The organism is Stutzerimonas frequens, from assembly GCF_024448335.1.
Lineage (GTDB): Bacteria > Pseudomonadota > Gammaproteobacteria > Pseudomonadales > Pseudomonadaceae > Stutzerimonas > Stutzerimonas frequens.
Genome location: NZ_JAMOHM010000015.1, coordinates 51,441 through 74,015 on the forward strand (window position 1 = coordinate 51,441; position 22,575 = coordinate 74,015).

At 63.7% G+C, this 22,575-nt stretch carries 23 protein-coding genes; 10 read left to right on the forward strand and 13 right to left on the reverse strand.

What is annotated here, in order from left to right; genetic code table 11:
* Positions 1–284: 284 nt before the first annotated feature.
* A complete protein-coding gene (locus NAO55_RS17810; RefSeq protein ID WP_063544653.1) occupies positions 285–506 on the forward strand; it encodes a hypothetical protein in 222 nt (73 codons plus the stop codon).
* Positions 507–585: 79 nt separating this feature from the next.
* Here NAO55_RS17810 and NAO55_RS17815 read toward each other — a convergent pair whose 3' ends face one another.
* The 3 genes from NAO55_RS17815 to purU are packed head-to-tail and all read right to left on the reverse strand — an operon-like array spanning position 586 to position 3,132.
* Positions 586–2,052 carry a helicase HerA-like domain-containing protein gene (locus NAO55_RS17815; protein ID WP_102840653.1) on the reverse strand — a complete coding sequence of 489 codons (1,467 nt, stop codon included), beginning with the start codon at positions 2,050–2,052 and terminating at the stop codon, positions 586–588.
* Positions 2,053–2,094: 42 nt separating this feature from the next.
* Complete coding sequence (locus NAO55_RS17820; protein WP_166082497.1) at positions 2,095–2,268, reverse strand: hypothetical protein; 174 nt, start codon at positions 2,266–2,268, stop codon at positions 2,095–2,097.
* A gap of 12 nt (positions 2,269–2,280) precedes the next feature.
* A complete protein-coding gene (gene purU / locus NAO55_RS17825; RefSeq protein WP_063544647.1) occupies positions 2,281–3,132 on the reverse strand; it encodes a formyltetrahydrofolate deformylase in 852 nt (283 codons plus the stop codon).
* Between the two features lie 339 nt (positions 3,133–3,471).
* On the opposite strand from purU, the gene mvaT reads away from it, so the two are divergent.
* On the forward strand, positions 3,472–3,852 hold the full coding sequence (gene mvaT / locus NAO55_RS17830) for a histone-like nucleoid-structuring protein MvaT (RefSeq protein ID WP_063544645.1): 381 nt from the start codon (positions 3,472–3,474) through the stop codon (positions 3,850–3,852).
* Positions 3,853–3,971: 119 nt separating this feature from the next.
* Here the strand turns inward: mvaT and sbcB are convergent, their stop codons facing one another.
* Complete coding sequence (sbcB, locus tag NAO55_RS17835) at positions 3,972–5,408, reverse strand: exodeoxyribonuclease I (protein WP_102840652.1); 1,437 nt, start codon at positions 5,406–5,408, stop codon at positions 3,972–3,974.
* Positions 5,409–5,625: 217 nt separating this feature from the next.
* On the opposite strand from sbcB, the gene NAO55_RS17840 reads away from it, so the two are divergent.
* From NAO55_RS17840 to NAO55_RS17865, 6 genes are read left to right on the forward strand one after another with little or no spacing between them, the layout of a single operon-like run.
* Entirely contained in the window at positions 5,626–6,333 is a 708-nt protein-coding gene (locus NAO55_RS17840) for an RDD family protein (protein ID WP_102840651.1), read from the forward strand.
* Positions 6,330–7,313, forward strand: coding sequence for a stage II sporulation protein M (locus NAO55_RS17845; protein ID WP_102840650.1), 984 nt, complete (start codon positions 6,330–6,332; stop codon positions 7,311–7,313). Before NAO55_RS17840 ends, NAO55_RS17845 begins: the two co-directional genes overlap by 4 nt.
* Entirely contained in the window at positions 7,300–8,853 is a 1,554-nt protein-coding gene (locus NAO55_RS17850) for a DUF4129 domain-containing protein (RefSeq protein ID WP_102840649.1), read from the forward strand. The genes NAO55_RS17845 and NAO55_RS17850 overlap by 14 nt, the downstream gene beginning before the upstream one ends.
* Positions 8,850–10,025, forward strand: a complete 1,176-nt coding sequence (locus NAO55_RS17855) for a DUF4350 domain-containing protein (RefSeq protein ID WP_102840648.1) — start codon at positions 8,850–8,852, stop codon at positions 10,023–10,025. Before NAO55_RS17850 ends, NAO55_RS17855 begins: the two co-directional genes overlap by 4 nt.
* Positions 10,022–11,035 (forward strand): AAA family ATPase, encoded by a 1,014-nt coding sequence (locus tag NAO55_RS17860; RefSeq protein WP_102840647.1) that lies wholly within the window; start codon positions 10,022–10,024, stop codon positions 11,033–11,035. Before NAO55_RS17855 ends, NAO55_RS17860 begins: the two co-directional genes overlap by 4 nt.
* Positions 11,032–12,363: a DUF58 domain-containing protein gene (locus NAO55_RS17865; RefSeq protein WP_102840646.1), complete on the forward strand. Its 1,332-nt coding sequence runs from the start codon at positions 11,032–11,034 to the stop codon at positions 12,361–12,363. The genes NAO55_RS17860 and NAO55_RS17865 overlap by 4 nt, the downstream gene beginning before the upstream one ends.
* Before the next feature lie 5 nt (positions 12,364–12,368).
* Here the strand turns inward: NAO55_RS17865 and NAO55_RS17870 are convergent, their stop codons facing one another.
* The 3 genes from NAO55_RS17870 to NAO55_RS17880 are packed head-to-tail and all read right to left on the reverse strand — an operon-like array spanning position 12,369 to position 13,672.
* Positions 12,369–12,797, reverse strand: a complete 429-nt coding sequence (locus NAO55_RS17870; RefSeq protein ID WP_063544773.1) for a PilZ domain-containing protein — start codon at positions 12,795–12,797, stop codon at positions 12,369–12,371.
* A 44-nt stretch (positions 12,798–12,841) separates the two neighbouring features.
* Entirely contained in the window at positions 12,842–13,264 is a 423-nt protein-coding gene (locus NAO55_RS17875; RefSeq protein WP_102840645.1) for a DUF4124 domain-containing protein, read from the reverse strand.
* Between the two features lie 30 nt (positions 13,265–13,294).
* Positions 13,295–13,672, reverse strand: coding sequence for a tetratricopeptide repeat protein (locus NAO55_RS17880; RefSeq protein WP_102840644.1), 378 nt, complete (start codon positions 13,670–13,672; stop codon positions 13,295–13,297).
* Between the two features lie 151 nt (positions 13,673–13,823).
* On the opposite strand from NAO55_RS17880, the gene pyk reads away from it, so the two are divergent.
* Complete coding sequence (gene pyk / locus NAO55_RS17885) at positions 13,824–15,272, forward strand: pyruvate kinase (protein WP_063544625.1); 1,449 nt, start codon at positions 13,824–13,826, stop codon at positions 15,270–15,272.
* A gap of 51 nt (positions 15,273–15,323) precedes the next feature.
* On the opposite strand, the gene NAO55_RS17890 is transcribed toward pyk, so the two are convergent.
* Together NAO55_RS17890 and NAO55_RS17895 are read right to left on the reverse strand one after the other, a co-directional pair.
* Positions 15,324–16,271, reverse strand: a complete 948-nt coding sequence (locus NAO55_RS17890) for an iron-sulfur-binding ferredoxin reductase (protein ID WP_102840643.1) — start codon at positions 16,269–16,271, stop codon at positions 15,324–15,326.
* Complete coding sequence (locus tag NAO55_RS17895; protein ID WP_102840642.1) at positions 16,264–17,394, reverse strand: GGDEF domain-containing protein; 1,131 nt, start codon at positions 17,392–17,394, stop codon at positions 16,264–16,266. Before NAO55_RS17895 ends, NAO55_RS17890 begins: the two co-directional genes overlap by 8 nt.
* Positions 17,395–17,589: 195 nt before the next feature.
* Here NAO55_RS17895 and NAO55_RS17900 point away from each other — a divergent pair, with 195 nt between their 5' ends.
* On the forward strand, positions 17,590–19,113 hold the full coding sequence (locus NAO55_RS17900; protein WP_102840641.1) for a fumarate hydratase: 1,524 nt from the start codon (positions 17,590–17,592) through the stop codon (positions 19,111–19,113).
* Between the two features lie 71 nt (positions 19,114–19,184).
* Here NAO55_RS17900 and NAO55_RS17905 read toward each other — a convergent pair whose 3' ends face one another.
* From NAO55_RS17905 to NAO55_RS17920, 4 genes are all read right to left on the reverse strand, one after another.
* On the reverse strand, positions 19,185–19,406 hold the full coding sequence (locus tag NAO55_RS17905) for a VF530 family protein (protein ID WP_020306428.1): 222 nt from the start codon (positions 19,404–19,406) through the stop codon (positions 19,185–19,187).
* Positions 19,407–19,489: 83 nt separating this feature from the next.
* Positions 19,490–20,071 carry a DJ-1/PfpI family protein gene (locus tag NAO55_RS17910; RefSeq protein ID WP_102840640.1) on the reverse strand — a complete coding sequence of 194 codons (582 nt, stop codon included), beginning with the start codon at positions 20,069–20,071 and terminating at the stop codon, positions 19,490–19,492.
* 53 nt (positions 20,072–20,124) lie between these two features.
* Positions 20,125–21,282: a phospholipase D-like domain-containing protein gene (locus tag NAO55_RS17915; protein ID WP_063544614.1), complete on the reverse strand. Its 1,158-nt coding sequence runs from the start codon at positions 21,280–21,282 to the stop codon at positions 20,125–20,127.
* A 260-nt stretch (positions 21,283–21,542) separates the two neighbouring features.
* Positions 21,543–22,436 (reverse strand): acyl-CoA dehydrogenase middle domain-containing protein, encoded by an 894-nt coding sequence (locus tag NAO55_RS17920; protein WP_102840639.1) that lies wholly within the window; start codon positions 22,434–22,436, stop codon positions 21,543–21,545.
* Positions 22,437–22,575: the final 139 nt, after the last annotated feature.

The following is a 22,575-nucleotide window of genomic DNA, read 5'->3' on the forward strand; positions in this document are numbered from 1 at the left end:
CGGGCTTTTCTTTTTCCATGCCCCTGGTCCGCCTTGCTCGAAAGCAGGCATACTTTCACTCGCTTGGCGCGGATGCAGATTTCCGTACGCACAGCGATGTGCGTTCACGCCTATTTTTTTGAACTACGCCTCGCTTCTCCGGCTTGCGCCCAGTTTGCGCAAACCTTTTCAATTGAATCACGTCATAACAATTACGGTTACCGGGAAAACTCCGGCAAACTTCAGTTACAACTAGGCGATTCCAGGCAACTTACAAGCAATCGTTTCAATACAGGATCTCTTACGTGACGAAAGACGAACTGCGCGCCGAACTCGAACGCCAGGCACAGCGTTTTACGAAAGTCTACGGAGGCGAGATTACGACCTATGCCGCCGAGCGCGAACCTGAGCGTAAACCCTGGCGGAAAAAGCCTTCGCTTAGAGATCAGGTGTTTCAACAGGAACTCGAGAAGCTCGAACAGGAAAAACGCGCCGAGTTCGAGAGTTCGGCTGCACCACAAGCCTGAACGCTAACCAAACGACAGTCGAAGCACCGCGCACCGCAATAAGGATGCTGCACCGATAGCTCAGCAGTAATTCTTTAATTCAGCGCTTACCGCCCAGTAGCGAGCCCAGCAGCCCCCTGGCCAGTTGTCGGCCCAGTTGGCCAGCCGCCTGACTCAGAGCACTTTTCACGACTCGCCCGGCCAGCTCACCCAGATCGATGTCGTCACGCCCCCTGCCCTGCTTCGGCTTTTGCGCCTGCGGCTCGCTGGCCTGCCTGGCGCGAGCACTCAATATTTCGTATGCGGATATCCGATCGACAGGCTTGTCGTAATGACCTCGCAGGGCAGAGCCGGCGATCAGCGCCGCACGCTCCGCATCACTCAATGGCCCGATGCGTGATTGCGGGGGCGCGATCGCCACTCGCTGCACCATGGCCGGCATACCCTTTTCCTCCAGCCCACCGACCAGCGCCTCGCCAATCCCCAACTCCGTCAAGACTTCCAGCGTCTCGAAATCTGGATTGGCGCGAAAACCGTCAGCCACTGAGCGCAACGCCTTCTGCTCTCTGACGGTGAAAGCGCGGAGCCCATGCTGGATGCGCAGCCCCAGCTGTGCCAGCACCTGATCCGGGAGATCGCTCGGCGATTGCGTGACGAAATACACGCCAACCCCCTTGGAGCGGATCAGCCGGACCACCTGCACCAGACGTTCCTGCAGTGCCTTCGGCGTATCGCCGAAGAGCAGGTGCGCCTCATCGAAGAACAGCGCAAGCAGCGGACGGTCGGCGTCACCGCGCTCCGGTAGCTGTTCGAACAGTTCGGCCAGCAGCCAGAGCAGAAAGGTCGCATACACCTTTGGCGCCTCGTGCACCAGCACACTGGCATCGAGCAAATGGATGGGGCCACGCCCATCAGCGGCAGGTCGCAGCAGATCCTCAAGCTGCAGCGCGGGCTCGCCGAACAGCGCCTCGGCGCCCTGCTGCTCCAGCGTCGCCAGACGCCGTAGCAACGCCTGGGAAGATGCTCCAGTGAACAATGCACTGTCTTCGCCGAGCAGCTCGGGTTCTGCCTTGAGATGGGCGAGCAGCGCCTTGAGGTCTTTCAAATCCAGCAGCAGCAAGCCTTGCTGATCCGCCACCTTGAACGCCGCATACAGCGCCGACTGCTGACTATCTGTCAGCTGCAGGAGATTACCGAGCAGCAGCGGGCCCATTTCGCTCAGAGTCGTTCTCAGCGGATGGCCGCTGCGACCATGCACATCCCACAGGGTGACGGGATAGGCCCGCGGCTGGTGCTGCAGCCACGGCATGCTGGCGATGCGTTCGGCGATCTTGCCCTGCGGCGCGCCTGCAGCACCGAGACCGCAGAGGTCGCCCTTGATGTCAGCGGCAAAAACCGCAACGCCGGCATCGCTGAATTGCTCGGCCAGGCGCTGCAGGGTTACGGTCTTGCCAGTGCCGGTCGCGCCAGCAATCAGGCCGTGCCGATTGGCCAGTCGCAGGGACTGAGTGCTGGGCTCGCCGGTCACCTCGGCGCCGAGTACCAACCGATCGTTCGAAGCCATCATCAACCCTCTCCTTCTCGTTCCCCGCACACTGCCACAGCCGCATCAATGCTCGTCGACGGGCTCCCGATCGGCTTGCAGCTCGGCCCAGAGCGCCTCGGCTTCCGGAAAGTCGGTGCCCAACTCGGACGACAGCGCCTCGGGATCGTATCGCTGGGTACAGCCACCACCAATGATAGGCGGTGCCTTGGCAGCGGCGCGCTCGAACGGATCGGCCATCGTCATCCCCTGTCAGTTGAATACCAACGTCTTGTTGCTGTGCACCAGCACGCGATCCTCAAGGTGATAGCGCAGGCCGCGCGACAGCACCATCTTCTCCACGTCCTTGCCGAGCCGAACCATGTCCTCGATGCTGTCGCGATGACTGACCCGCACCACGTCCTGCTCGATGATCGGGCCGGCGTCCAGCTCCTCCGTGACATAGTGACAGGTGGCGCCTATCAGTTTCACGCCGCGCAAGGATGCCTGGTGATAAGGCTTCGCACCGACGAAAGACGGCAGGAAGCTGTGATGGATATTGATGACCCGCTGGGCGAACTCGTCGCACAGCTCTGCCGGCAGGATCTGCATGTAGCGCGCCAGCACGATGGCGTCGGCACGCTGCTCGCGCACCAGTCTGGTCACCTCGGCGAAGGCCTCCTGCTTGTTCATCGGATCGACCGGAACATGGAAATACGGAATACCATGCCACTCGACCATGCTGCGCAGGTCATCGTGGTTCGAAATCACGCAGGGAATATCGCAATCGAGTTCGCCGCTGTGCCAGCGATGCAGCAGATCCGCCAGACAATGGGACTCGCGGCTCGCCATTAGCACGACCCGCTTGCGCTGCTCGGAGTCGGTGATGCGCCACTCCATGGAAAACTCACGGGCAATCGGTGCAAAGGCGTGACGAAATCCGTCCAGGTCGAAGGGTAGCGAATCCGCGCGGATCTCGTGGCGCATGAAAAACCAGCCACTCTGATGATCGGAGTGATGGTTGGCCTCGGTGATCCAGCCGTTGTAGGTAGCGAGAAAGTTGCTGACCTTGGCGACAATGCCAACGCCATCTGGACAGGCAATGACCAGCCTGAAAGTGCGCATTAACGGTTACTCCGGCTCAAAGGAAACGCGGCATTCTAGCCCAGCTGACAAAAGCACAGCCATCGCATTAACGGCAACGTTTCCGTCAACTAGCAGCATCGAGCGCGGAGGTGCATCGCCCGGAAGATTGGCAACCGGCAGTACCCCGCCTGAAAACACCAAGAAAGTTGTCCATTTAAACAGGCATACATTCATTAACCCGTTGTTTCGACGCATGTCCGTACGTGAAATATCCCTTCAAATAGTAATCCCGCTTTTTTAACCGGCTATATTTACTTGCGCATACGGCAGGACTATGATTGCCAACACTTGCGTTCAAGCCTATCTCAAGGAAGCCACATGTCACTGATCAACGAGTATCGCGCCACTGAAGAGGCCATCAAGGAACTTCAGGAGCGACTGAAGTCCCTTTCCGAAGATGACAAGCTGAAAAAGGAACTGGAGTTCGAGGGTAAGCTGCGCGAACTCATGGGCGAATATCAGAAGTCGCTGCGAGACATCATCGCCCTGCTCGATCCGGATGCCTCGCGCAGCAGCAAGAGTCCGCGCGCTGCAAAGACGCCTACCACCAGCAAGCGCGCTCGCCGCGTGAAGCAGTACAAGAATCCGCATAGCGGCGAAGTAATTGAAACGAAAGGCGGCAACCACAAGACGCTGAAAGAATGGAAAGCCCAGTGGGGTTCCGACACCGTTGAAAGCTGGGCCACTCTTCTGGGCTAAGCAATAACGGTTAATAGAAACGCCGTTTCTCGATGCGCTTATCGAGGAACGGCGTTTTTCATTTCAGGCCTTGCCAGTACAGCGTTGCAGCAGGACAGTCGGAACGACATCTGACGACGTCAGAGGCGCAATCCATAACGCTCGCCCAGCCCTCGGCCATACTCGAGCCATTGTTGCAGCAGTTGTTGCTGCGCCACGGTGATAGTGGGCATCAGCCGCGCAATTTCAGTTTCAAACTGCGCCAGGGTATTCGGCCCGCCATGTGCCGCATCGCTCAGTCGCTGCTGACAGAACGACCTCCACTGCGATTGCTCCTGCACGGATAACCCTTCGGGAAAGTTGCGTGCGCGATAGCGAAACAGCAACGCCTCCAACCGCACATCTTCGAAGCGGCACGGGTGCCTGGCCAATTCGGCTGGCCTGAGCCCACGTATCTGCTCGCACAGGCGCCGGTCTCGCTCGCCGAGAAAGCCGTCATACAGCTGCTGCTCGGGATCGTCGCTGCCACCAAAGCCTTCCTCGGCATAGATCTCGGCCAGCTTATCGACCCAGACGTGCCGTCGCTCGCGCAACAGCGCCGCCCGCTCATGACACAGCGACAGATTCAGAGCCAGACGCCGGACATCGTCGTCGCGCAGCACCTTGAGCGGCGCCAGCACCGGACACTTGTTGATGTGCACCAGTTTCAACGGCACCGGCAGCTCACCCTCGCCGAGCTGCTCGCGACGCGTATAGAGGCGCTGCCGCAACGTCTGTGCACTTTCCTGCCAGAGCGGCTCCACTTCGGCCTGCAGATCGCAGACGATCAGCGCATTGCGATTGCGCGGATGCCAGGCCAACGGCAGAACTATCGACAGGAAGTGGCGGCCTGCGGCGAAGCGCCCCGAGACATGCACAAGCGGCTCGAGCAGGGTGATCTGATCCAGCACTGCCTGTTTGCGGCGCAAATTGAAAAGGTACTCATACAGACGTGGCTGGCGCTGGCGAATGAGCCTGGCCAGCGCGATGGTGGCGCGCACATCGGACAGCGCGTCATGGGCGTTCAGATGCTCCAGCCCGTTGGCAGCGCTCAAGCGTTCGAGCTTGAGCGTCACTCGCCCGTCTTCCTCCGGCCACACCAACCCTTCGGGACGTAGCGCATAAGCCGTGCGCACCAGATCGATCAGGTCCCAGCGGCTGTTGCCGCCCTGCCATTCACGCGCGTAAGGATCATAGAAGTTTCGATAGAGGCTGTAGCGTGTAACCTCGTCATCGAAGCGCAGGCTGTTGTAGCCAGCGACACAGGTACCCGGGGTAGCCAGCTCCTCATGCAGACGGCGAACGAACTCCGCTTCGCTTAGCCCTTGCTGCTGCAGTGTTGCCGGCGTGATCCCGGTAACCAGGCACGCCGCCGGATGGGGCAGGATGTCGTCACTGAGACGGCAATAAAGATTCAGCGGCTCGCCAACTTCCTCGAGCGCTTCGTTGGTGCGAATACCCGCCACCTGCATCGGTCGGTCGCGGCTGGGCGATATCCCTGTGGTTTCGAAGTCGTACCAGAAAATGCTTGGAGTCACGGGAGGGTCCTTCTCGATCGGCGCGCAGCAGTCTAACAGCCCTCACGCCTGCAACGCGCCAGCGGCCGCTGGCGCAGCGACGACAACTCTGCGAACGACATCCGACATCGACACAGGCATTTGGCCATAATCGCGCCTCACGCACCGTCTCGTAGATTGCCGCCGGCACGCTTGGCGCATAGCATCGCCCTAGCCTGCACCTGGACGACCTTATCTCTTGCTCCCGACTCTCGCTCGATCACCGCTGCTGGACAATCGCCTGCGCGTGGAAACGCCAGAAGGCGTTGACCTGCTGTTGCGGCCTGCCGGTCTCGTTCCTCGCGCGCTGGCGTTCGCCGTGGATCTGGCGATTCGCGGCGCGATACTGCTCGCGCTGTTTATCAGCCTGGGCCTGCTGGGCAAGTTCGGGATGGGGCTCGGCGCGCTGCTGCTATTTCTGGTGCAGTGGTGGTACATGGTGCTCTTCGAGGTGCTGAACCAGGGGCGCACACCCGGCAAGCACTCGCTGGGCCTGCGCGTCGTGCACGACGACGGCACGCCGGTGGGCTGGGCCTCTTCGCTGACGCGCAATCTGTTGCGTTTCGTCGACCTGCTGCCGTTCGGCTATTTCCTCGGCGCTCTCAGCTGCCTCGGACATCCGGCATTCAAGCGCCTTGGTGATATCGCAGCCGGTACGTTGGTCGTCTATCAGGAAAAGCCTGCCGAACGTCCTGCGCTTGCGCCGGCCGAACCGGTGGCGCCACCGGTCGGCCTCAGCCTTGACGAGCAACGTGCACTCATTTCCTTCGCCGAGCGCCAGGCCAGCCTGTCCCCGGACCGTCGCCGCGAACTCGCCGCGATCCTCGCCGAGCCGCTCGCAACGACACCTGAGGACGCCGAGCGAACTATCCACGGAATTGCCCGCGCGCTGACGGGGGCAACGTGAAACAGGCCGAATTCGAACGTCAGCATCAGCAGCTTTGGCTGGCATTGACCACGCAGTTCGATCTGCTCGAACGGGGCCGGCCGCTGGACGAGCCTTCGCTGGACGCGTTCCCTTCCGCCTACCGTCAGCTTTGCCAGCATCTGGCGTTGGCCGAATCGCGTGGCTACAGCGGCCAGCTGATCGATCAGCTGCATCAGCTGGCCCTGCGTGGTCACCAGCAGCTCTACCGGCACCACAGTACCCTGCTTGGCCGGCTGCTGGGCTTCATCACTGGCGGCTTCGCCCGGTCGGTCCGCGAACAATGGCGTTACCTGCTGGCGGCCAGCCTGCTGTTCTACGGCAGCCTGCTCGGCATGGCTGCACTGGTCTACGCCTTCCCTGATCTGGTGTACAGCATCCTGCCACCCGACCAGGTCGCGCAGATGGAGCAGATGTACGATCCGGACGCCAGCCGCTTGGGGCGCTTTGCCGAACGAGGTGCCGGCGACGATTGGCTGATGTTCGGCTACTACGTGATGAACAACATCGGCATCGCCTTCCAGACCTTCGCCAGTGGCCTGCTGTTCGGCCTTGGCACGCTGTTCTTCCTGCTGTTCAACGGCCTGACCATCGGCGCCGTGGCAGGCCACCTGAGCGGTATCGGCTATCACCTGCCGTTCTGGTCCTTCGTCATCGGCCACGGTGCATTCGAGCTGACCGCCATTACCCTCGCTGGCGCGGCGGGTCTGCAACTGGGCGTGGCACTGCTGGCACCGGGTCGAATGACACGCGGCGATGCCCTGCGCCAGTCTGCCCGGCAGGCCATCCGCCTGGTCGGTGGAGCTATCGTGTTCTTGCTGATCGCTGCCTTCGTCGAGGCGTACTGGTCGTCCATGACGCTGAGTTCACCGACGATCAAGTTCATCGTCGGCGCATTGCTCTGGCTGCTCGTCGCCGCTTATTTCTCCTTCGCCGGACGCAGCCGTCATGCAGCTGACTGAAGCCAACGTCGCGATCCGCCCTCGCACCCCATGGGAAGCGATCGACCTCGGCACGCAGCTCGCCAGGCGCCATGCGCCTCTGTTGATGGCGAGCTGGGCCGCCGTCACGCTGCCTGTCTTCGCCGTGCTCAGCCTGCTGCTGTGGCAGCACCCGAGCCTGGCACTGCTGCTGTTCTGGTGGCTGAAGCCGCTGTACGAACGACTGCCGCTGTTCATCCTTTCCAGGGCGCTGTTCGGCGAAACACCCAGCCTCGGAGAGAGCCTGAAAGCGGTCCCCGGGTTGTGGCGCCCTCAATGGTTCGCCAGCCTCACCTGGCGTCGGTTGAGCATGACGCGAAGCTTCGACCTGCCGGTTCAGCAACTCGAAGGGCTCGACGGCAACGCCCGCAGACAGCGACTGGTGACGCTCGGTCGACGCGGCGGGCGCGCCGCAAGCTGGCTGACCGTAGTCGGAGTGCACTTGGAGGGCGCCCTCTGGCTCGGCCTGCTGGGGCTGCTCTACCTCATGCTGCCCGCCCAGCTGGTGCAGAGCTGGAACTGGGAGGATCTGCTCGGACTCAGCGCGCAATGGCTCTGGCTGGAGCATCTGTCCAACCTGCTCTATGCGCTGCTGTTGATCATCTGGGAACCGGTCTACGTTGCCTGCGGATTCAGCCTCTACCTCAATCGCCGCACCCATCTGGAGGCGTGGGACATCGAGCTGACTTTTCGCAAGCTGCGCCAGCGCCTGCTCGGTACTCTGCCGCTGCTTGCACTTGCCTGCAGTCTTTTGCTCGTCCCGGCCGAGCGCACCGCCTGGGCAGCCGCCGAAACCGCTACGGACAGCGCTTCGCCCGGCCCGGACAGCGGCAGGCTGCTCAATCAACCTCTGACCAGCGAGGCCTCGCGCCAGCGCATCGGCGAGCTGTTGGATCAGCCGCCGTTCCAGCACCGCGAAACGGTTACCCGCTGGCGACTGGGCGATGCCGACCAGGCGGAAGAAACCAGCACGCTGGCACGCCTGATCGAAAACCTGCTGAAAGGCGGCTCCTTCTGGCGCAGCCTCGAACATCTGGCGCAGGTGCTGGAGGTGCTGCTGTGGAGCGCGCTGGCGATTCTGGTCGTGCTGCTGTGCTGGCGCTATCGCGACTGGCTGCGCACCTTCGCGGGCCGGAGTCGAATACCGACCCGAGCTCACAACCCGAGCCCAACGCAGATGTTTGGCCTGGACGTCGCCCCGGAAAGCCTGCCGAGCGATGTCGCTGGCGAGGCTGAGCGACTCTGGAGCGAAAACCCCAGAGCCGCGCTCGCACTACTCTACCGCGGCCTGCTCAGCATCCTGCTGCATGAGTTCCGGCTGCCGCTCAAGACTGCGCACACGGAAGGCGAAGTACTGGCCGCCGTGCACCGACTGGCTCAGCCGCAGCTGGTGCGGTTCGCCGAGTGCGTCACTCAGCACTGGCAGCGCCAGGCCTATGGACATCAGGATGCGGACGAGACTGTACGCGACAGACTCTGCGCCGAGTGGCGTGCCCTGTTTTCGACGGCGAGGCCGACATGAGCCGGCTTGGTTCGCGCCTGCTGATCGCGGCCTTCGTTGTGCTCGTCGCGCTCGCGGCCAGCTGGCTGTTTGCCAAGCTGCAGCCCTATGAGGAGGTGGTCGAACACGGCCCGTCTCCTGAAGCACAGCGCAATACCTATCTCGCTGCCGAACTGTTCCTGCGCTCTCTCGACCTGCCGGTGACTCAGCTCGAGAGTTCGGCGGGCCTCGAGACCCTGCCGAGCCGTGGTCAGACCCTGCTGTTGCTCGGCGACCGGCGCAACCTGACGCCGCGACAAACCGATCGCTTGCTGGAGTGGGCCGCAGCTGGCGGTCACCTGGTCGTGGTCGCCGAGCGAATCTGGGATGAGCAGGCGGGCAAGAGCGGCGATCTGCTGCTCGACCGCCTGAATATCCAGCAGTACCAGGCCGAGGATCTGGACGACGAAAGCGCACGCGCTTCCGTCCAGGGTACCGCCGACGATCATCCTCAGCTGACCAAGCTCTATCTGGAAAACGAGACTGCGCCGGCCTACCTGGCCTTCGATACCGACTATCACCTGTACGACGCCGACAATCGCGCCCACGCCTGGGCCAACAGCGCCGGCGCCACCCACATGCTGCAGCTGCAACATGGCGATGGGCTGATCACCGCACTGACCGACAGCTGGCTCTGGCAGAACCGCAACATCGGCAAGTACGACCATGCCTGGCTGCTCTGGTACCTGACCCAGGACAGCGCAGTGACGCTGGTGCACCGCAGCGAGCATGACGGATTGTTCACGCAGTTGCGCCGCTACTTCCCGGAGCTGCTGGTCATTCTCGGCCTGCTCATCCTGCTCGGGGCCTGGCACGTCGGCCAGCGCTTCGGCCCGCTGCAACCGCCGGCCAATAACGCCCGCCGCCAGCTGCAGGAGCACCTGCGCGGTACCGCAGAATTCCTGCTTCGTCACGGTCGCCAACATGGCCTGCTGCAGCGCCTGCAGCACGACATCCGGCGCAGAGCCAATCTTCACCATCCCGGCTTTGACCGGCTTACCGAGCCTGCACAGCGCTCCGTGCTCGCGCGCCTCAGCAACATGCCGGTCGCCAGCATCGAGGCGGCCATGCAACCACGGCCGGCGCAACGGATGTCAGCGGTTGAATTCACCCGGCAGGTGACCCACCTGCAAACCCTCAGGAATGCGCTATGAGCGAATACACCCCCGAATCCAGCAGTCCCGCCCCGAACAGCAATCCAAGCAGTCAGCGCATACGAGCCAGTCAGCTGGCCCAGGCCCTGCGCGACGAGCTGCACAAGGCGGTGATCGGCCAGGACGAGGTCATCGACGGTGTGCTGACCGCCTTGATCGCTGGTGGTCATGTACTGATCGAGGGCGTGCCCGGTTTGGGCAAGACGCTGTTGGTACGCGCTCTGGCGCACTGCTTCGGTGGCGGATTCTCGCGCATTCAGTTCACGCCAGACCTGATGCCCAGCGACATCACTGGCCACGCCGTGTACGACCTGCAAAGCGAGCAGTTCAAGCTGCGCAAGGGGCCGGTGTTCGCCCATCTGCTGCTGGCAGACGAAATCAACCGCGCGCCCGCCAAGACCCAGGCAGCATTGCTCGAGGTGATGCAGGAGCGTCAGGTGACCCTCGAAGGCAAGGCGCTGGCCGTACCCCAACCCTTCCTGGTCATGGCCACGGAGAACCCCATCGAGCAGGAAGGCACCTACCCGTTGCCCGAAGCCGAACTCGACCGCTTCATGCTGATGTTGCGCATGGACTATCCGCAGGCCGAGGAAGAACTGGAGCTGGTGCGTCAGGTCACCCGCTCGGCACGTGCCGACATGCTCGATGTCAGCGCCCTGCGCCAGCTGGTACAGCCGCGCGATGTGCTGGCACTGCAGAAAATCGCCAGTGAGCTGCCACTGGACGATCAGGTACTGGACTATGCCGTACGCCTGGTGCGCAGTACCCGCAGCTGGCCGGGACTGACGCTGGGGGCCGGGCCGCGCGCATCGATCGCACTGGTTCGCGGCGCCCGCGCACGGGCCCTGCTGCGCGGCGGCGAGTTCGTGACGCCGGACGACGTCAAGGCCTGCGCACCGGCGGTGCTGCGCCATCGCGTACGACTCTCCGCCGAGCTGGACATCGAGGGAGTCGCCGTCGATCAGGTTCTGCAGCAGCTGCTCGACCAGGCGGCGGCACCGCGCGCATGACACCGTCTCGCCGTCTCCTCGCTGCGCTGGGCGCATTGGCGCTGCTGGCTTTGCCGCTTGGCGTCTGCGCCGCGCTCGATGTAGCGCTGGCCGACAGCTGGCACAGCGCATGGTGGGGGGCGCTGCTGGCCCTCTTCGGGTTTGCTTTGTTCGATGCCCTCGCCCTGCGGCGTTTGCCCGTTCCGGCCGTACAACGGCAGCTGGCGGGCAATCTGCCGCTCGGACACTGGAGCGACGTGCAGTTGGTGGTTCGCAACCGCCATACCCGCGCGCTGCAGATCGAGCTGTTCGATCATGTCCCAAATGGCATGCGTTTCGAACAGCTGCCACAAGGACTGCGCCTGCCACCTGGGCAGCACTGCCTGCTTCACTACCGCCTTCGCCCGCTTCAGCGCGGCCATTTTCAGTTCGAGCGCTGCGATATCCGGCTGACCAGCCCTTTCTGCCTTTGGCGCCGCCGCCATCGCGTGGAGCGGGTCGACGAGACGCGGGTCTATCCTGACTTCGCCCAGCTGCAGGGCGCCGGCATGCAGGCCATCGACCTCTGGCTGAACCGCCTTGGTGTACGCCCGCAACCTCGCCGCGGCCTGGGGCTGGAGTTTCACCAATTGCGCGAGTTTCGCGAGGGCGACACGCTGCGCCAGATCGACTGGAAGGCCACTGCCCGCACCCGGACGCCGATCGCCCGCGAATACCAGGACGAACGCGACCAGCAGATCATGCTGATGCTCGACTGCGGCCGCCGGATGCGCAGCCAGGATGACGAGCTGACCCATTTCGACCACGCGCTCAATGCCAGCCTGCTGCTGGCCTATGCCGCCCTGCGTCAGGGCGATGCCGTCGGGCTCTGCACCTTTGCCAGCGACAACCCCCGGCACATCGCGCCAGCCAAGGGCCAGCAGCAGCTACGGGTGCTGCTCAACGCGGTCTACGATCTGCAGGCCACTCAGCGCCCCGCCGACTACAGCGAGGCGGTAGAACGGCTGCTTGCCCGCCAGCAGCGGCGGGCACTGGTCATCGTGCTGAGCAATCTGCGTGATGAAGATGACGCCGGCCTGCACGCAGCGCTGACACGCCTGTCGCGCCGACATCAGGTGCTGATGGTGAGCCTCAGGGAGGAAATATTGGACCGGCTTCGCCTGCGCCCGGTACAGACCCTTGAAGATGCCCTGGACTACTGCGGCGCGCAGGACTACCTGTGTATCCGCGAGAATCTGCACAAGCGCCTGCATGCCCGTGGAGTGCCTGTACTCGATGCACGCCCCGGCGATCTGGGGCCGGAGCTGGTCGGGCGCTACCTGGCCTGGAAGAAAGCCGGATCGCTGTGACCGCGCTACAAGCCGTGACAGCAATCCTTATCCGTAAAGCGGTTGGACGACGGGCTCGGATGATGCGCCATGGGTACGTGCGGCATCGGCTGAAAACTGAAGTAATGGTGCAAGGCCAGGATCATGTCGCGGATTTCGATCGGTGGCTCGATCAGCGAAAAGCCGGTGTCGTAGCTGCCCGGCGTGACATCCTCGTGGCTCCAGAGACTGAGCGCACTAAAATCCACATGACGCAGCTGCCCGGCCTTCCCGGGAATCTTCAGGCGCATTTCGAAACGCACGCCGAGCATCATCGGATAGGGGCTGATCAGCATGAGCCCGCCTTCGGACAGGTTGCCGATGAAACCTAAGGGCCTGTCGGTGAAACGGTTGAATACGTTGAGGTAGTACGGCAACTGTTGCCGCTGAATACGACGCTGGTTCGCCATGTTCATGTCGTCGAAGCCTTCTACCTTAGCCTTGTGCGAGTCCTTTCGGCTCAGCTGCATACCTGGCTGATTCGCGCCGCCAGGTGCTGTCGAGCCGCCTCTAGTTCACTGTCACTGTAGTAGACGCGCTCTCCGGCTGCATCGTTACGGAAAAAGCGTCCGCCGAGCTGCAGCTGCGATAAACGGTTGCGCAAGCTCTGACATTCCTGCTCCTGCGCCGCCCGAGTCTGGCTGGCCTGCTCTCGTGCCGCCTGCTGTTCCTGCCGGCGCGCATCGAAGAAGCGTTCGCTGCGCGCTTCGCGCTCACGGGTCTGATCGTCGCGCTCGACAACCTGTGGCCGCACCTCGATCTGTTCGGCTCCGGCAGCAGGTCGCTGGCCGAAGTGGACACGCCCCTCGGCGTCCGTCCAACGGTAGATCTGCGCTGATGCAAGGGTCGGCAACAGCAGGGTAATCAGCAATAGAGTTCGCATGGTCCCTCACATGAACAGTTCGCTACGGCATCAAGGTTTCGCCGGGTAAATCGCCGGCTGCGCCTCGGCATCATAGTGGCCAAGCTGTCGCAGCGTCTCCAGTCGGGCGCGGGCGCGATAGGCATATTCGCTCGCTGGGAAGCGCTCGATGATGAAGCGGTAGGTTTGCGCGGCATCGACGAACAGGCTCTGGCGCTCCAGGCACTGGCCGCGCAACAGCGAAATCTCCGGCTGCACCTGGCTACGCGGCTTGCTGCTACGCTCGGCCTGCGACAGCGACTGCATCACCCGCTCGCAATTGTCCGCTTCGTAATGCCGGTATGCCTCATCCAGATGGCGATCGGACGCATGACGGGCGCTGCAGCCAACGGTGAGCAGGGTCAGAAAAAGGATCATCAGGGTGCGCATGGGGTTCCTCCGTTTTGCCGCTGTATCGACCGCGCCGGAAAAACCTGCAGACAGCCCGTCAAATGCGCCGAAAGAGTAGTGGCTGGCGAGCGATGACTACAACGGACGAGCATAGTAGCCTCGCTGCCAGCCAGAAAAAGGAGCCATTTGAATGATTCAGCGTCGCACCAAGATCGTCGCCACCCTGGGCCCGGCCAGCAGCTCACCGGAGGTGCTGGAAAAGATGATCATCGCCGGGCTGGATGTCGCCCGTCTGAACTTCTCACACGGCAGCCCCGACGAGCACCGTGCCCGGGCCGAACTGGTCCGCGAGATCGCCGCCCGCCATGGCCGCTTCGTCGCACTGCTGGGCGACTTGCAGGGCCCGAAGATCCGCATCGCCAAGTTCACCGACAAGCGCATCGAGCTGAAAGAAGGCGACCACTTCCGCTTCTCCGTCACCCACCCGCGCGACGCCGGCACCCAGGAAGTGGTCGGCATCGACTACCCGGACCTGGTCAAGGATTGCGGCGTCGGTGACGAACTGCTGCTGGACGACGGGCGCGTGGTGATGCGCGTGGACAACGCCACGGCTGACGAACTGCACTGCACCGTGTTGATTGGCGGCCCGCTGTCGGACAACAAGGGGATCAACCGTCGCGGCGGCGGTCTGACCGCGCCGGCGCTGACCGCCAAGGACAAGGCCGATATCAAACTGGCCGCCGACCTCAAGCTGGACTACCTGGCGGTTTCCTTTCCGCGCGATGCCGCCGACATGGACCTGGCGCGCCGCCTGCGCGACGAAGCCGGCTCCAGCGCCTGGCTGATCGCCAAGATCGAACGAGCCGAAGCCGTGGCCGATGACGAGGCGCTGGACGGCCTGATCCGCGCCAGCGACGGTGTAATGGTGGCGCGCGGCGACCTCGGCGTGGAAATCGGCGATGCCGAGCTAGTGGGTATCCAGAAAAAGATCATTTTGCACGCGCGCCGTCACAACAAGGTGGTGATCACCGCGACCCAGATGATGGAGTCGATGATCCACAGCCCGATGCCGACCCGTGCCGAAGTGTCCGATGTAGCCAACGCGGTACTCGACTACACCGACGCGGTGATGCTGTCGGCGGAAAGCGCCGCTGGCGAATACCCGATCGAAGCGATCAAGGCCATGGCGCGCGTCTGCTGCGGTGCGGAAAAGCACCCGACCAGCACCAAGTCCGGTCACCGCCTCGGCCAGCAGTTCGAGCGCTGTGACGAAAGCGCGGCGCTGGCGGCGATGTACACCGCCAACCACTTCCCCGGCGTCAAGGCGATCATTGCGCTGACCGAGAGTGGCTACACGCCGTTGATCATGTCGCGCATCCGCTCCTCGGTACCGATCTTTGCCTTCTCGCCGCATCGCGAGACCCAAGCGCGTGTCGCCCTGTTCCGCGGCGTGCAGACCGTGCCGTTCGACCCGGCCGCACTGCCGGCAGACAAGGTCAGCCAGATGGCCGTGGAGGAACTGCTCAAGCGCAACATCGTGCAGCCGGGCGACTGGGTGATCCTGACCAAGGGCGACAGCTACCACGACAGCACCGGCGGCACCAACACCATGAAGATCCTGCGCGTCGGCGATCAGTAATCGCGCCAGCGCAGCAGCAGAAAGGCCGGCGTTTGCCGGCCTTTCTGTTTTTCAGGGAACGTCGCCCCGATTGGCCCTGATGAAGGCATCGCCGAATATCTGTCCGCGCGGCAGACCGGCGAGGTACAGGCGCCTGGCACAGGCCTCGATGAACGACGGACTGCCACAGACCAGCGCGACATCCCGGCGCGAAGTGGGCCGCAGCGTATCCAACATACGGTCTCGCCCATCCGCCCCAATCCATTCCAGCTGCAGGTTGTCATGCGTCTGCGCGAGCGCCTGCAGCGGCTCCTTCAGGTAATGCCCGTCGCGACAGGTATGCAGCAACCTGATAGGGCCCCGGTGGCCCTGGCGCAGGCTCTCGCGCAGCACGCCCCAGAGAGGTCCGAGGCCGGTTCCGGCCGCCAGCAGCAGCAACGGCCGCTCGGCCCACTCCCGCTCGTAGTGCAGAGCGCCCCCATGCAATTCACCCAGCCGCAGCAGATCGCCGGGACGCAGCTGACGCGCGAAGTCAGAGAAAGCGCCGGGCCGGCTGCAGTCGATATGAAACTCCAGCCACGGGTCATCGTCGGGAAGACTGGCCAGCGAATACGGCCGAGCCACGCCCGTAGCCGTCCATAGCAGCAGGTGCTGACCGGCTCGATAGCGCAGCGGCCGCTCCGGCAGCACACGCAGGCGCAGCACGCTGCTGCCCAGCCATTCCAGGCTTTCCACGCGCGCCGCCAACCCATCGCGGCGGGGATCGAAGACCTCCAGGCTCAGATCGCCTTCGACCCGGCACTGGCATGCGAGCCGCCAGCCGGCATGACGTTGCTCGGGACGCAACAGGTCCGGCTGCAGGTCATGCGGCTCGCCCTCAAGACAGCGCACCAGGCAGGCGTGACAGCTTCCGGCCCGGCAACCGGAGGGTACCGGCACGCCGCCCTGGATCAGGGCATCGAGCAGATTGCTTGCAGTTGCCACCTGCCAACGCCTCCCGGCACAGCAGAGTTCAGGCATTGCAGACATCCCACGCCGCCTCGCAGCGGTTACGCCCGGCGCGCTTGGCGCGGTAGAGCGCCTCGTCGGCACGTTGCAGCGCGGCATCCAGGTTATCCCCGGCATTCAGCAGGGTCAGCCCGATGGACAGGCTGAGGTGCCCCGACGCGATGTCGGCATCCTCCGGCTCGGCATTGGCGAACGCTTCGCGCAAGCGCTCGCAGCAGGCGCGGAACTGCTCGGCGTCGGTTTCCGGCAGCAACAGCACGAACTCCTCGCCGCCGTAACGGGCCAGTACGTCGTCATCACGCAGACAGGTCCGCGCCACCTTGGCGAACGTCTGCAGCACGCGATCACCTGTCGCGTGGCCGTGGATATCGTTGATTCGTTTGAAGTGGTCGAGGTCGATCAAGGCCAGCCCGGACTGGTGTCCCCTGCGCAAGCGGCTCAGGTCGCCTTCGGCAATCCGCAGGAAGCGGCGACGGTTGTAGAGGCCGGTCAGCTCGTCGGTGGAGGCCAGATCCTCCAGTTGCCGCATCATGCCGCGCAGGGTGTCCTGATGTGCCTGCAGGGCGAATCGCCTTTGCCGCATGCGCTGCCGCAGGCGGTACACATGCCCGGTGAGCAGGCACATCCAGATCAGCGTGACCAGCAGCACGCAGGCCTGCAACAGAAACACCGTGACATCCACCGTCCGCTGCAGGTAGTAGTCCATTGCGGCAAGGCCGATGAAGCTGAGAAAAGCCAACGTCGCGTAGCGAACGAAAACCTTCGGCGGCAGGAACACGGCGAACATCAGGACCAGCAGATACAGCACCAGAAGCGAACCGCGGGCGCTGCCCAGGTTGAACAGGAAGTAAGTCAGCCACACCAGCGCGACCAGTACCTGAGGCTCCGTCAGGCTGGGGTCCTTGAAGCGCAGATTGATACCGCGATGGAAAAGCCAGAAGAACGCCAGTTGACTCAGCACGATCAGCGCCGAATGCACGACCGCACTGGAAATGGTCGCCTGGTAGAAGCCGCCCGCCACCGCGACCCATGTCAGCAGCAGCGCAAGTCCATAAGTCACCGAAGCCATCGCGAAGCGCCGCGTCACCAACTGCTGCAGCGTCCGCTCATCGGTCTCGTCACGTACCGGGCTCATAGGGATCCATCCCACTGTGGCAATTTGCCGCACTCTACGCCTACCGAAAACAAAAACCTAGCCGGCATTCCCATCGCTCCTGGTCCGTCCGTGTACCGCGCAGCCCGACGCGTTATACTGCCGCGCATTTTTTCGCGGCGCGTCGACTGCCACTCCCGACGCGCCTCTTACCGCCCCGCCATGAGGACGCGCTGCATGACCGTGATCAAGCAAGACGACCTGATTCAAAGCGTCGCCGACGCTTTGCAGTTCATTTCTTACTACCATCCCGTGGATTTCATTCAGGCAATGCACGAAGCCTACCTGCGTGAAGAATCCCCGGCCGCGCGCGACGCCATGGCGCAGATCCTGATCAACTCGCGCATGTGCGCCACCGGTCATCGTCCGATTTGCCAGGACACCGGCATCGTCACCGTCTTCATCCGCGTCGGCATGGACGTGCGCTGGGACGGCGCCACCATGAGCGTCGACGACATGATCAACGAGGGTGTACGCCGCGCCTACAACCTGCCGGAAAACGTCCTGCGTGCTTCGATCCTGGCCGACCCGGCAGGTTCCCGCAAGAACACCAAGGACAATACCCCGGCCGTCATCCATTACTCCATCGTCCCGGGTGACAAAGTCGAGGTGGATGTGGCCGCCAAGGGCGGTGGCTCGGAGAACAAGTCGAAGATGGCCATGCTCAACCCGTCCGACTCCATCGTCGACTGGGTCCTGAAGACCGTTCCGACCATGGGCGCCGGCTGGTGCCCGCCGGGCATGCTCGGCATCGGCATCGGCGGCACCGCGGAGAAGGCCGCGGTGATGGCCAAGGAAGTGCTGATGGAATCCATCGACATCCATGAGCTGAAAGCCCGTGGCCCGCAGAACCGCATCGAAGAGCTGCGTCTGGAGCTGTTCGAGAAGGTCAACCAGCTGGGCATCGGCGCCCAGGGCCTGGGCGGCCTGACCACCGTGCTCGACGTCAAGATCATGGATTACCCGACCCATGCCGCATCCTTGCCGGTATGCATGATCCCTAACTGCGCCGCCACCCGTCATGCGCACTTCGTACTCGACGGCTCCGGCCCGGCCAGCCTGGAAGCACCGCCGCTGGACGCCTACCCGGAAATCGTCTGGGAAGCCGGCCCGAGCGCACGCCGCGTCAACCTCGACAGCATCACCCCGGAAGAGGTGCAGAGCTGGAAGCCGGGCGAGACCATCCTGCTCAACGGCAAGATGCTCACCGGTCGCGACGCCGCGCACAAGCGCATGGTCGACATGCTGAACAAGGGCGAAGAGCTGCCGGTAGACCTCAAGGGCCGCTTCATCTACTACGTCGGCCCGGTCGATCCGGTCGGTGACGAAGTGGTTGGCCCGGCTGGCCCGACTACCGCGACGCGCATGGACAAGTTCACCCGTCAGATTCTCGAGAGCACTGGCCTCTTGGGCATGATCGGCAAGTCCGAGCGCGGCCCGATCGCCATCGAGGCGATCAAGGACAACAAGGCCGTCTACCTGATGGCCGTTGGCGGCGCCGCCTATCTGGTGGCGCAGGCGATCAAGAAGTCCAAGGTGCTGGCGTTCGCCGAACTGGGCATGGAAGCGATCTACGAGTTCGAAGTGAAGGACATGCCGGTCACCGTTGCGGTGGACACCAACGGCGAGTCGGTGCACATCACGGGACCTGCGATCTGGCAGAAGAAGATCGCCGACAGCCTGGCGGTCGAAGTGCAGTAATCGCCCCGGTGGAAAATGAAAAGCCCGGCCTCAGTGCCGGGCTTTTCGTTGTCAGCGTCAGACCGGATCGATCAGCCGCGGCGGTGCAACTGGACGAACAGCGCTTCCACCTTCTGCCGCGCCCAGGGCGTCTTGCGCAGGAATTTCAGGCTCGACTTGATGCTCGGCTCGCTCTTGAAGCAGCGGATGTCGACGCGCTGGGCCAAACCGTCCCAGCCGTAGTGGGCGTGCAGCTCGGTGAGTATGGCTTCCAGGGTGACGCCATGAAGGGGATCGTTGGGAGTTGCAGACACGGATGGCGCTCTTGCTGAAGCGGCACGAGCCGCGGGGTGGTCATGCGTGCCGCCGGCAAATGCGGGACGGCACGCAGGGCATCCTACAGCTTTATCTCGGTGCCGAGCAGCTTGAGAAAGCCGGCCAGCCAGGCCGGATGCGCCGGCCAGGCCGGGGCGCTGACCAGATTGCCTTCGGTGTGCGCCTGGTCCACCGGGATATCGACGTAGTCGCCGCCGGCCAGCTTCACCTCCGGTGCGCAGGCTGGGTAAGCGCTGCACGCGCGGCCCTTCAACACACCAGCAGCGGCCAGCAGCTGTGCGCCATGACAGACGGCGGCGATCGGCTTGCCGGCTTCGTCGAAGGCCCGTACCAGCGCCAGCACCTGCTCGTTCAGACGCAGATACTCCGGCGCGCGGCCGCCAGGAATCACCAGCGCGTCATAGTCCTCGGCACGCACCGCGTTGAAATCGAAGTTCAGCGCAAAGTTGTGGCCCGGCTTCTCGCTGTAGGTCTGGTCGCCCTCGAAATCATGGATCGCGGTGCGTACGGTGTCGCCGGCCTTCTTGTCCGGGCACACCGCATGCACGCGATGGCCGACCATCTGCAGTGCCTGGAACGGCACCATGGTTTCGTAATCCTCGGCGTAATCACCCACCAGCATCAAAATGTTCTTTGCTGCCATTGCATCGTCCTCTTTCGCGCGGGTTTGGAGCATCGCTCCGGTACGCAACGGCCTCAGCCATTGCGGTTGAAAATGTTCACCAGCAGGCGGTCCATTGCGCCCCACATGCGCTGATAGAGCCGCACGTGCAGCGGCCTGGCGTACCAGCCGGCCAGGTCGATCTCCCTGCTGTGCTGAAAGTCACGCTCGAAACTCTGCTGGACCTGCGCACTGAAGGCGGCATCGATGGCTTCGAGATTGGCCTCCAGATTCCAGCGCAGATTCCAGTAGTCGAAGTTGCACGAGCCGACGCTGACCCAGTCATCGACCAGCACCATTTTCAGGTGCGAGAAGTGTGGCTGATATTCGTAGATCCGCACGCCGGCGCGCAGCAGACGCGGGTAGAAGCGCTGGCCGGCATAGCGAACCGGCGGGTGGTCGGTGTTGCGACTGGTGAGCAGCAGGCGCACGTCGACGCCACGGCGTGCCGCGCGGATCAGCGCACGGCGCACCTTTCCGGTGGGCAGGAAATAGGGCGTCGCCAGCCAGATACGATTCTGCGCGCGGCGCAGGTTGCGCAGCAGGCTGAGCAGGATATCGCGGTGCTGACGCGCCGCGGCATAGGCGACGCGGCCCAGGCCCAGCCCTTCAGGCACATGCGGAATGCGCGGTGCGCGGCTCGGCAGCGGCAATTGCCAGATGCGTCGCTTCAGGCAGTGCACCCATTGGCTGTCGAACAGCGCCTGCCAGTCCTGCAACAGCGGGCCGAACATCTCGACCATCACCTCGTGCCAGTGCACCGCAGGCTTGCGCGGGTTCCAGAAGTCATCGGTGATGCCGGTGCCGCCGACGAAGCCGACGCAGCCGTCCACCAGCAACAGCTTGCGATGATCGCGGTGCAGATTGCGCAGCTTCAGGCGCAGCGACAGCGGGTTGTACAGCCGCAGCTCGACTCCGGCCGTGGTCATCCTATCGCGATTGGCCTGGCTCATCTTCAGGCAACCGAAGCCGTCGAACAGGCAGCGCACACGTACGCCCCGCTCCGCCGCGCGCAGCAGCGGCTCGAGCATGCGCTCCAGACAATAGCCGTCCTCCACCAAATAGAGCTCGAGATCGATGCGCCGCTCGGCGCGCTCGATCGCTTCGATCATGGCGGGAAAGAACTGCGGCCCGTCGACCAGCAGACGGAAGCGGTTGTCGCTGCGCCAGGGGAATACCGCACCAGCCAGCATCACCTGGGAACACCCGGGTTGAGCGCGCCAGCAGTCCAGCGAAACGACTTGGCAGACCAACAACGATACGACATGAAATCCCTTTTTCCGGCGGGCATCCCGAAGCAAAACGGAAGTGCTACATCGATCCGCGCAAGACGGACGCAGCGCGGTAGCTTACCTGCCCGTCTCGGCAAGGCAATGGCCGGCATGACCGACGCCGGCGCAATGCGGTGACTCCTATAGGCTCGCACCGAGCGGGCAGAGTTCCCGAACTGGACCTACCCCAGCCCGAGCGCGCTACAGGCCTGTTCCAGGCGTCGTGCCTGGGCACCGCGTGCAAGCGTCAGGACAGCTCGATCGCGTTGCCACAGCGCGGCGCAATGCCCTCCCGCATGCGTCATGGCCGAATCCAAATCGGGTTGCAGCGCAGCGAACTGCTCGAGCTGTGCAGCCAGCAAAAGATGCGTGGAGGGCTCTTTAGCCGGCAAGCGGGCCACTTCCGCAGCGCCGCCGAGAATCGCTAACAGACGAAGCTGCAGGCCGAGCGGCCACCGCTCGCGCAGCGCCACGCCATAAAGCCAGGCACTCAGCGCTGCCAGCACGTGCAGATCCTCATGGGTACGGAAGGGTTTGACGTAGTCGCTCCAGCCATCACCAGCCAGCCGCGTCGCCGGCGCACCGTCGAGCTGCAGGCGGGCGTGCGAGATGTCAGGCACGATCGGCAGGCTCGGCCCTGGCTTCAGCACCACGCCCGCAGCGACTGGTTCGACCAAGAACAGACCGAGGCACGGTGCCTCATCGACGCGCTCCTCGCGGGCCGACACCAGCAACCACTGCACCGCATCGCCGGCCGTGACGAAGTCCTTGCTGCCGCTCAGCTGCACGCCGTCCCAGCGCGTGGACATGTCCGCCGGCCGCAATGTGCGTCGCTCCGTGGCGCACAGCGCTCCCAGCCCTGCCGGCGCCTCGGGCCACAGCGCCCGCAGCGCTGCCTGATAGCCAGCAAGAAAGGCCAGCCCCGGCGTCGCCGCCAGGCGCCCGCCGAGTACCGCCAGCCCCAGCGAATCTGCGTCGCCAGCCGCTGCGCACAGCTCTTCATACCAGCCACGTAGCCCGGCGCTAGCCGCGATGGGCTGCAGCGGCCCGATCAATCCTGCCCACGACATGCTCATCTCCAAGGTTTCACGCCGTCATCCAACCATCATCCGTTCGTCACAGCGGCGACATGGCTGGTCCCTAGCCTGATCCAGCCAGACCAGGCGAGCCCAACGATAACAACCAGACGCTCGCGATGCATCGCCAACCCGCCAC

Bases quoted from the DNA above. Each gene is read 5' to 3' on its own strand.
- NAO55_RS17815 (WP_102840653.1), bottom strand. From the start codon at position 2,052: ATGATGGCTTCGAACGATCGGTTGGTACTCGGCGCCGAGGTGACCGGC.
- NAO55_RS17820 (WP_166082497.1), bottom strand. From the start codon at position 2,268: ATGGCCGATCCGTTCGAGCGCGCCGCTGCCAAGGCACCGCCTATCATT.
- purU (WP_063544647.1), bottom strand. From the start codon at position 3,132: ATGCGCACTTTCAGGCTGGTCATTGCCTGTCCAGATGGCGTTGGCATT.
- mvaT (WP_063544645.1), top strand. From the start codon at position 3,472: ATGTCACTGATCAACGAGTATCGCGCCACTGAAGAGGCCATCAAGGAA.
- NAO55_RS17850 (WP_102840649.1), top strand. From the start codon at position 7,300: ATGCAGCTGACTGAAGCCAACGTCGCGATCCGCCCTCGCACCCCATGG.
- NAO55_RS17855 (WP_102840648.1), top strand. From the start codon at position 8,850: ATGAGCCGGCTTGGTTCGCGCCTGCTGATCGCGGCCTTCGTTGTGCTC.
- NAO55_RS17860 (WP_102840647.1), top strand. From the start codon at position 10,022: ATGAGCGAATACACCCCCGAATCCAGCAGTCCCGCCCCGAACAGCAAT.
- NAO55_RS17865 (WP_102840646.1), top strand. From the start codon at position 11,032: ATGACACCGTCTCGCCGTCTCCTCGCTGCGCTGGGCGCATTGGCGCTG.
- NAO55_RS17870 (WP_063544773.1), bottom strand. From the start codon at position 12,797: ATGAACATGGCGAACCAGCGTCGTATTCAGCGGCAACAGTTGCCGTAC.
- NAO55_RS17875 (WP_102840645.1), bottom strand. From the start codon at position 13,264: ATGCGAACTCTATTGCTGATTACCCTGCTGTTGCCGACCCTTGCATCA.
- NAO55_RS17880 (WP_102840644.1), bottom strand. From the start codon at position 13,672: ATGCGCACCCTGATGATCCTTTTTCTGACCCTGCTCACCGTTGGCTGC.
- pyk (WP_063544625.1), top strand. From the start codon at position 13,824: ATGATTCAGCGTCGCACCAAGATCGTCGCCACCCTGGGCCCGGCCAGC.
- NAO55_RS17890 (WP_102840643.1), bottom strand. From the start codon at position 16,271: ATGCCTGAACTCTGCTGTGCCGGGAGGCGTTGGCAGGTGGCAACTGCA.
- NAO55_RS17895 (WP_102840642.1), bottom strand. From the start codon at position 17,394: ATGAGCCCGGTACGTGACGAGACCGATGAGCGGACGCTGCAGCAGTTG.
- NAO55_RS17900 (WP_102840641.1), top strand. From the start codon at position 17,590: ATGACCGTGATCAAGCAAGACGACCTGATTCAAAGCGTCGCCGACGCT.
- NAO55_RS17910 (WP_102840640.1), bottom strand. From the start codon at position 20,071: ATGGCAGCAAAGAACATTTTGATGCTGGTGGGTGATTACGCCGAGGAT.
- NAO55_RS17915 (WP_063544614.1), bottom strand. From the start codon at position 21,282: ATGCTGGCTGGTGCGGTATTCCCCTGGCGCAGCGACAACCGCTTCCGT.
- NAO55_RS17920 (WP_102840639.1), bottom strand. From the start codon at position 22,436: ATGAGCATGTCGTGGGCAGGATTGATCGGGCCGCTGCAGCCCATCGCG.